Raw genomic sequence first — 8,009 nt, forward strand, 5'->3', positions numbered from 1 at the left:
ACAATGAAATAGACTGACCCAGTCAATACTATTCGATTGCCTCACAATAGAATGTTTTGAAAAAGTACTAAAAATATAAAATAATTATATATAAAACATATTCTTAATAAAATTTAAGTACTTTATTTCAATTGATTCAAGGCATTTTTCCCAATATTTATATTACGTAGGCTACGACCATGGTATGACAGCTTGATTGTAGACAATCCTTATAATCGATCGATTTTATACGAATTTTTGTAAGTAAATACTGCACCAGAAATGTAAATAACAGCGTGCTTCATAGGCGCTTTATTGGTACATTATTGGGCATCTGGAGTCATGCTCCGCAAGACACATCCATGCACCTTGTTGAATAAAAGGACATTGTTAATGTTTCAACATATCCCACCTTATGCAGGCGACCCAATTCTATCTTTAATGGAACAGTTTAATGCTGATCCACGCGCTGAAAAGGTTAATCTAAGTATTGGTTTGTACTATAACGAAGACAGTATCGTTCCTCAGCTTGATACCATTATCGAAGCGCAAAAACGTATTGCACCTAAAAATGATAAAACCAAACTTTATCTTCCAATGGAGGGTTTCAAACCTTACCGTGAGGCGATTCAGGCGTTGTTGTTTGGTGCAAACAGTCCAGCAGTTCAGCAAGGTCGTGCTGTAACAATCCAGACATTGGGTGGTTCAGGTGCATTAAAGGTCGGTGCTGACTTCTTAAAAACCTATTTCCCAAATTCAGAAGTGTGGGTCAGCCAACCAACCTGGGATAACCATGTTGCGATCTTCAATGGTGCTGGCATCAAGAGCAACTACTATCCATATTTCGATGCTGAAACACGTGGCGTTGATTTTGATGGCATGTTATCGACATTAAAAACTTTGCCAGATCAAAGCATTGTATTATTACACCCTTGCTGCCACAACCCGACAGGTGCGGATCTCAATCCAGCCCAATGGGATCAGGTGATTGCAGTATTAAAAGAGCGTAACTTGATTCCATTCCTTGACATCGCTTACCAAGGCTTTGGCGATAGTATGGAACAAGATGCTTATGCGATTCGTGCTCTAGACCAAGCTGGTTTAAACTTCATCGTCAGCAACTCGTTCTCTAAAATCTTCTCACTTTATGGTGAGCGTGTGGGCGGCCTAACCTTTGTCTGTGACGATGCTGAAGCGGCTCAATGCACATTCGGTCAATTAAAGGCAACCGTACGCCGCAACTATTCTAGCCCTCCAACAACGGGTGCATGGTTGGTTGATCAGGTGCTCAATGACGCTGATCTGAATCAACAATGGCAAGGCGAGGTCAAAGAGATGCGTGAGCGCATTATCAAAATGCGTAGCATCTTAAAAGATGAGTTGACTAAAGCACTTCCTGACCGTGACTTTAGCTACCTTGTCAATCAAAAAGGCATGTTCAGCTACACAGGTTTGACAGGCGAGCAAGTCGACACCTTACGTGAAGAATATGCAATTTACCTTGTACGTAGTGGTCGCATCTGCGTTGCAGGTTTAAATATGAATAATATTTATAAAGTTGCCACAGCAATGGCTGAAGTGTTAGCTAAATCAGCTTAACCCATCCATCATTATAAACTGGAAATGGTTGTTTCACGTGGAACAACCATTTTTTATTATGTATATAAGGAGATACTTTGAATATATTGAAATCGGTATATCTAGGGCTAAGTCAGTTATAAATGATTTAATCTGTATCTACGATTGTTTAATCCAGCCCAGTCTTTGTATACTGCAACATATTAATAAACTACACAGCTCTTCTCAAAATGACTCAACTGACTTGCTTTAAAGCTTATGATATTCGCGGAAAATTAGGCACAGAACTGAACGAAGAAATCGCCTATAAAATTGGTCGTGCATACGGACAAATCTATCAACCTAGAAAAGTGGTGATTGGGTGTGACATCCGTCTGAGCAGTGAAGGTTTAAAGCAAGCAACCATTCGTGGTCTTAATGATGCAGGTGTCAATGTTCTAGATTTAGGCATGACGGGTACCGAAGAAGTTTATTTCGGCGCTTTCCATCTTGATGTACAAGGTGGCATTGAAGTAACTGCCAGCCACAACCCGATGGACTACAATGGCATGAAATTGGTTCGTGAAAATGCACGTCCAATCAGTGCTGATACGGGTCTAAAAGACATTCAAGCACTCGCTGAATCAGGTATTTTTGCCGAAGTTGAGCAGAAAGGTACAACTGAAAACTATAATATCCTACCTGAGTTTGTTGAACACCTACTGACTTATATTGATCCACAGAAAATTAAACCACTCAAGCTAGTAGTGAATGCAGGCAATGGTGCAGCAGGCCATGTCATTGATGCAATTGAACAGAAATTCCAACAACTGAATATTCCTGTTGAATTTATTAAAATTCATCATGAAGCGGATGGGACTTTCCCAAATGGGATTCCGAACCCAATCTTAATCGAAAACCGTGACAGCACCCGCGATGCTGTGCTTGCGCACAATGCAGATATGGGTATTGCATGGGATGGGGATTTTGACCGTTGCTTCCTATTCGATGAAAAAGGGCAATTCATCGAAGGCTATTATATTGTTGGCTTATTAGCACAAGCATTCTTGATCAAACAATCAGGTGAGAAGATTGTGCATGACCCACGTTTAGTTTGGAATACCTTTGATATCGTAGAGCAATATCAAGGTATCGCGGTTCAATCAAAATCTGGGCATGCTTTTATTAAAGATGTAATGCGTGAACATAATGCGGTTTACGGCGGTGAGATGAGCGCACATCACTATTTCCGTGACTTTGCGTACTGTGATAGTGGCATGATTCCATGGTTACTGACTATTGCCCTACTCTCTGAAACAGGTCAATCACTTTCAACATTAGTTGAGAATATGATTACCAAATTCCCATGTAGCGGTGAAATCAATTTTAAAGTAGCGGATACACAAGCAACGGTACAAAAGATTTTTGATCATTATGCAGACCAAAATCCATTAGTAGACCGTACCGATGGTGTGAGTCTTGATTTTGGTGCGTGGCGTTTGAATGTCCGCGCATCGAATACCGAGCCTTTATTGCGTTTAAATATTGAAAGCCGTGCCGATCAAAACCCGCAACCGATGCAAAATTATGTGGATGAGTTGACAGATTTGATTCAAGGATAAGCGAAAAGTTAAAAAACAGGGAGCTGTTACTCCCTGTTTATATGAAACAATAATTATTGATATCCATTTGGATTTTGTTTTTGCCAATTCCAACTATCCGCCAGCATATCTTCCAATGTATATTGAGGCTGCCAACCGAGCTCGCTCAATGCACGCGTATTGTCTGCAAATGAAGTGGCAACATCACCTGCACGACGTGGTGCAAATTCAAACGCAACAGGCACACCATTGATTTGCTCAAAGGTGTTTTTGACTTGTAATACGGATGAACCATTGCCTGTGCCAATGTTCCAAGCACGGCAGCCTTGTGCAGCAAGGCGATTATTCAACGCACATAAATGTGCATTGGCTAAATCTACCACATGAATATAATCACGCACACCTGTTCCATCAATCGTGTCATAGTCATTGCCATAAATGGATAATTTCTCACGACGACCAACAGCCACTTGTGTCACATATGGCATGAGATTGTTTGGAATGCCTTGAGGATCTTCCCCAATCTGACCACTTTTATGTGCGCCGACTGGATTAAAATAACGCAGTAATGCAATCGACCAACGTGAATCTGCCTGCGCCAGTTTTTGCAACATCTGTTCAATGATGAGCTTGGTATAGCCATAGTTGTTGCTTGGCATGCCTGTTGGCATATCTTCATTCAATGGGGATATATTCGCTTCATCATAAACCGTTGCCGATGAACTAAACACCAGTCTAAATACACCTGCTTTTTCCATCGACTTCATTAACTGAATACTGCCAGCGATATTGTGATCAAAGTAAACCAGTGGAATTTGCTGGCTTTCCCCAACCGCTTTCAGACCAGCAAAATGAATCACAGCATCAATCTGGTGGTCTTGAAACACCTGATCAACCTCTTGTTCAAATCGGATGTCACCTTTAACAAAAACCAAATCCTTATTCGTTAATTTCTGTACACGATGTAAAGATTCTTCAGAACTATTCGACAGGTTATCAAATACAACCACCTCATGCCCCGCATTTAGCAGTTCAACACAAGTATGAGAACCGATATAGCCAGCACCACCTGCAACTAAAATCTTAGCCATCTGTTTTTCCTAATAATATTCGAAGTAGACCTTGCGTTGAGGTATCAAATGCAGATAAATCACCCTGTTCACCATTTAGAATTGGTAATAGTTGATTGGCGATTTCTTTACCTTTTTCAACACCCCATTGGTCAAAGGGATTGATATTCCATAAAACAGATTGCACAAACACTTTATGTTCATACAATGCGATAAGCATCCCTAAGCTATAGGGATTCAACTCTTTTAATAGAATGGTTGAGCTCGGTTGATTACCCTCATATTGCTTATAACTAGGTAAATCTTTTAGCTCATCTACTGAGAGCGCCTGATTGCCAAAGGCGAGCAAACGCGATTGAGCCAAACAATTTGAGAGTGCCAAATGATGTTGCTCAACTAAGGCCTCTGCATTTTCAGCATAGGTAAATTGGTTGGCATTATAACGTTTCACTGGCGCAATAAAATCACAGCTGACCGAATGTGTTCCTTGGTGTAAGAGTTGATAGAAAGCATGTTGCGCATTCGGTCCAACTTCTCCCCAGACAATTGGGCAGGTCGCTGAACTCACTTTCTCACCATTCCGCTGGATGGATTTACCATTTGACTCCATCTCAAGCTGTTGCAAATAAGCTGCAAAATACTTTAACCGCCCATCATAAGGCAGTACCGCATGAGTCTGAATATCGAGAAAATTATTATTCCATACACCTAACAATCCCATAAGTACGGGGATGTTTTGGTGAAATGGAGCTGTTTGAAAATGCTGGTCAATCGCATAAGCACCAGTTAATAGTTGCTTAAAGCCCTCTACCCCAATACTCAGCGCAATCGGCAGACCAATACAGGACCATAAGGAATAGCGACCACCAACCCAATCCCATAATAATAATTGGTGATCAGATGCAATACCCCACGCGGTCATCTTGTCTGGTTTCGTAGAAACCCCAATAAAATGATGTTTGAGAATATTATTGTCTACACCTAATGTCTTCTCTAACCATTGACGTGCTGTCTGGGCATTAGAAAGCGTATCAATCGTACCAAAAGACTTGGACGAAATAATAAATAAAGTGGTTTCTGGCCGTAATTGATGCAGCAAATCAGAAAGCTGACTGCCATCCATGGTCGAAACAAAGTGAATACCTAAAGGTTTACTTGTGGTTGTTTTATAGTCTGAGAGGGCATGAGTGACCATTAATGGACCTAAATCGGAACCACCCACACCAATATTCACTACATCCTGAATGACTTCACCCGTCACACCACGGTATTGTCCCGCATGAATTTTCTCAACCAAAGCATACATACGTGCTAACTGTGTATGCACCTGTTGGTTAATTTCAGAGCAACCCTGTTCAGATTTGGGCAAACGCAATGCCCAATGCATAGCAGCCCGATGTTCAGTGTAATTAATCTGCTCGATTGAAAATAGCTTTCTAATCCATTGCGCCAAATCTCGGGTCTGGGCTAGATCAACCAACCCATCTAAAATCTGCTGATTAATTCGATGCTTACTAAAATCTAAAACAAGTTGATCATATTCAACTGAAAATTTCTGGAAACGCAAAGGATCGGCTGCAAATAATTGATTAAGATGCGTCTCTTTAGATTGTTCCTGTAAAACAGATAAGTTTTCGATCACCGCTTGCTGATCTTTTAACAAAAATGGCTGGATATTTTTGACCATAATTAACGCCCCACCCCCATATATGCAAAGCCCTGAGCTTTCACATAATGCGGATCATAAATATTACGACCATCCAGAATCAAAGGGTGTGACATCAACTGTATTAATTGCTTAAAGTCAGGACTCCAGTACTGTTTCCATGCCGTCAAAATACATAAGCCATGTACACCTTGTATGGCCACATATTGGTCTTTACATAGAATAAGATCCTCACGTTGCCCATACATCGCTTCGATTTCATCTAAAGCTTGTGGATCATGTAAACGTACCGTGACACCTTGAGCCCATAAAGCTGCCAACATGGGATGGATCGGTGACTGCTGAATACTTGAGGTATTTTCTTTAAATGAAGCACCCCAAATCGCAACTGTCTTGCCATGTAAGTCACCATGGTAATAATTCCACAGTTTGCGAAATAAGATTTCTTTCTGCTGCTCATTAATATCCCAAACTTGCGCAAGCAACTGACTTTTAACCCCTGTATTTGCCACAGTATTGGCAAGGGTTAAAATATCATGTGAGAAATTCTCACCGCCAAAACCTGCGCCTGGAGATAAATAAGCTGAACCAACGCGATTATCGGCAGCCATTCCCTGACGTACTGAAGCAATGTCAATCCCCAGTTTTTCCGCCACGACAGCAAGATCATTGATATAGCTAATTCGTGTTGCCAACATGCCAGAAATACTCAGCTTGGTAAACTCAGCATCCAGAATTGGCATAAACAGATATTGCTGCTCCAAAGGGAAGAAAGGCCTTAACAATTCTTTAATCTTTTTTTGTACTGCGGTCTCTATGCATCCAACGATTAAGTGTTTTGCCTGAGTTAAACTTTGTAACGCATTTCCCTCTTGGATGGTATCTGGTAAATAGGCCCAGTCATCTTCAGAAAGAATTTGTTGAAAATGCTCAGTCCCATGTAAGCCAAAGGTAGATGCATTGATCATCAGTTTAGGATGAATAATTGGACGCTGTTTTAGTGATGCCAATAGTTGAAAAACTTGTTGTTTTTGGGTTTGATTAAAACTAAATAAGTAAGCATCAATGTCTAAAGGAATACTATCCAAATCACGATAAATCAGAAATCCACTAGTGAGTTGTTTTTCAAGTAAGCGACTGACATTTTCATCATGAAAAGAATATTGCTGACCATTTTCATTTGGGCTGATATGGGAACACCAATATACAAAATGTCCAGATTCAGACAATAATGCAGACATCACGCCTGCATATAAAGTATTACCAAAGATTGCAATTTTCATAACCATTTACCCTAAATTATAGGGCTAATTCTTGAATCAAACCCTTAAACTCTGCGCCCAATTTCGGATGTTCAATACCGTAATGTAGTACTGCTTTTAGATATCCAAGCTTACTCCCACAATCAAAAGTTTGCCCTTTCATCCGATAGGCTTCAACATTTTGTGATTGCTGCAATGTTGCAATCGCATCTGTGAGTTGAATTTCATTTCCTGCACCACGAGGCGTATTCTCCAATAGGCTCATAATCTCAGCAGGTAGAATATAACGCCCTACCACAGATAAATTGGATGGCGCAGTACCTATCGCAGGTTTCTCAACAATTCCCTGCATGATAGCACTTTCCCCTTCATTCGGAGAAATCGCAACATCTACAATACCATATTGATCAACCAAATGGTCAGGAACTGCCTCTACCATAATCTGAGCAGCTTGAGACTGCTCAAAACGCTGGATCATTAATGACAAATCATTATCACAGCTTTGGTTCTTAACCAGTACATCAGGCAATAACACTGCAAATGCTTCATTACCCACAATATCTTTGGCACATAACACTGCATGACCTAATCCCAAAGGTTGCGGTTGGCGTACACTCACCACACTCACATGCTTCGGTAAAATATCAGTAATTTCCTTAAGCAAATCAAATTTCTTTTTTTGTTCTAAAGTTGTTTCAAGCTCAAAATTACGATCAAAATAGTTTTCAATTGATGCTTTAGATGAATGAGTCACCAAAATAATTTGTTCTATCCCAGCCTCAACTGCCTCACGTACCACATACTCAATTGCGGGACGATCGACTACTGTCACCATTTCTTTTGGAATGGATTTGCTTGCAGGTAAAAAACGAGT

6 protein-coding genes are annotated in these 8,009 nt (G+C 40.6%); 2 read left to right on the plus strand and 4 right to left on the minus strand.

Features of this window, described 5'->3' with window-relative positions; genetic code table 11:
- Positions 1-372: 372 nt before the first annotated feature.
- Both B4H32_RS10825 and B4H32_RS10830 read left to right on the plus strand, forming a co-directional pair.
- Positions 373-1,578: an aromatic amino acid transaminase gene (locus B4H32_RS10825; RefSeq protein ID WP_004777665.1), complete on the plus strand. Its 1,206-nt coding sequence runs from the start codon at positions 373-375 to the stop codon at positions 1,576-1,578.
- Positions 1,579-1,787: 209 nt separating this feature from the next.
- Complete coding sequence (locus B4H32_RS10830; protein ID WP_286803040.1) at positions 1,788-3,158, plus strand: phosphomannomutase CpsG; 1,371 nt, start codon at positions 1,788-1,790, stop codon at positions 3,156-3,158.
- Between the two features lie 53 nt (positions 3,159-3,211).
- Here B4H32_RS10830 and galE read toward each other — a convergent pair whose 3' ends face one another.
- The 4 genes from galE to B4H32_RS10850 form a co-directional block, all read right to left on the minus strand.
- Positions 3,212-4,228 carry a UDP-glucose 4-epimerase GalE gene (gene galE / locus B4H32_RS10835; protein WP_004770075.1) on the minus strand — a complete coding sequence of 339 codons (1,017 nt, stop codon included), beginning with the start codon at positions 4,226-4,228 and terminating at the stop codon, positions 3,212-3,214.
- Positions 4,221-5,894 carry a glucose-6-phosphate isomerase gene (gene pgi / locus B4H32_RS10840; RefSeq protein WP_286803041.1) on the minus strand — a complete coding sequence of 558 codons (1,674 nt, stop codon included), beginning with the start codon at positions 5,892-5,894 and terminating at the stop codon, positions 4,221-4,223. Before pgi ends, galE begins: the two co-directional genes overlap by 8 nt.
- Before the next feature lie 2 nt (positions 5,895-5,896).
- Positions 5,897-7,156 (minus strand): UDP binding domain-containing protein, encoded by a 1,260-nt coding sequence (locus B4H32_RS10845; protein WP_286803043.1) that lies wholly within the window; start codon positions 7,154-7,156, stop codon positions 5,897-5,899.
- Positions 7,157-7,172: 16 nt separating this feature from the next.
- Positions 7,173-8,009, minus strand: an 837-nt coding sequence (locus tag B4H32_RS10850) for a UTP--glucose-1-phosphate uridylyltransferase (RefSeq protein WP_286803044.1), incomplete at its 5' end; no start/stop codon positions are given.

It is taken from the genome of Acinetobacter sp. UBA2063, assembly GCF_002333245.1.
Taxonomy (GTDB): Bacteria; Pseudomonadota; Gammaproteobacteria; order Pseudomonadales; family Moraxellaceae; genus Acinetobacter; species Acinetobacter parvus.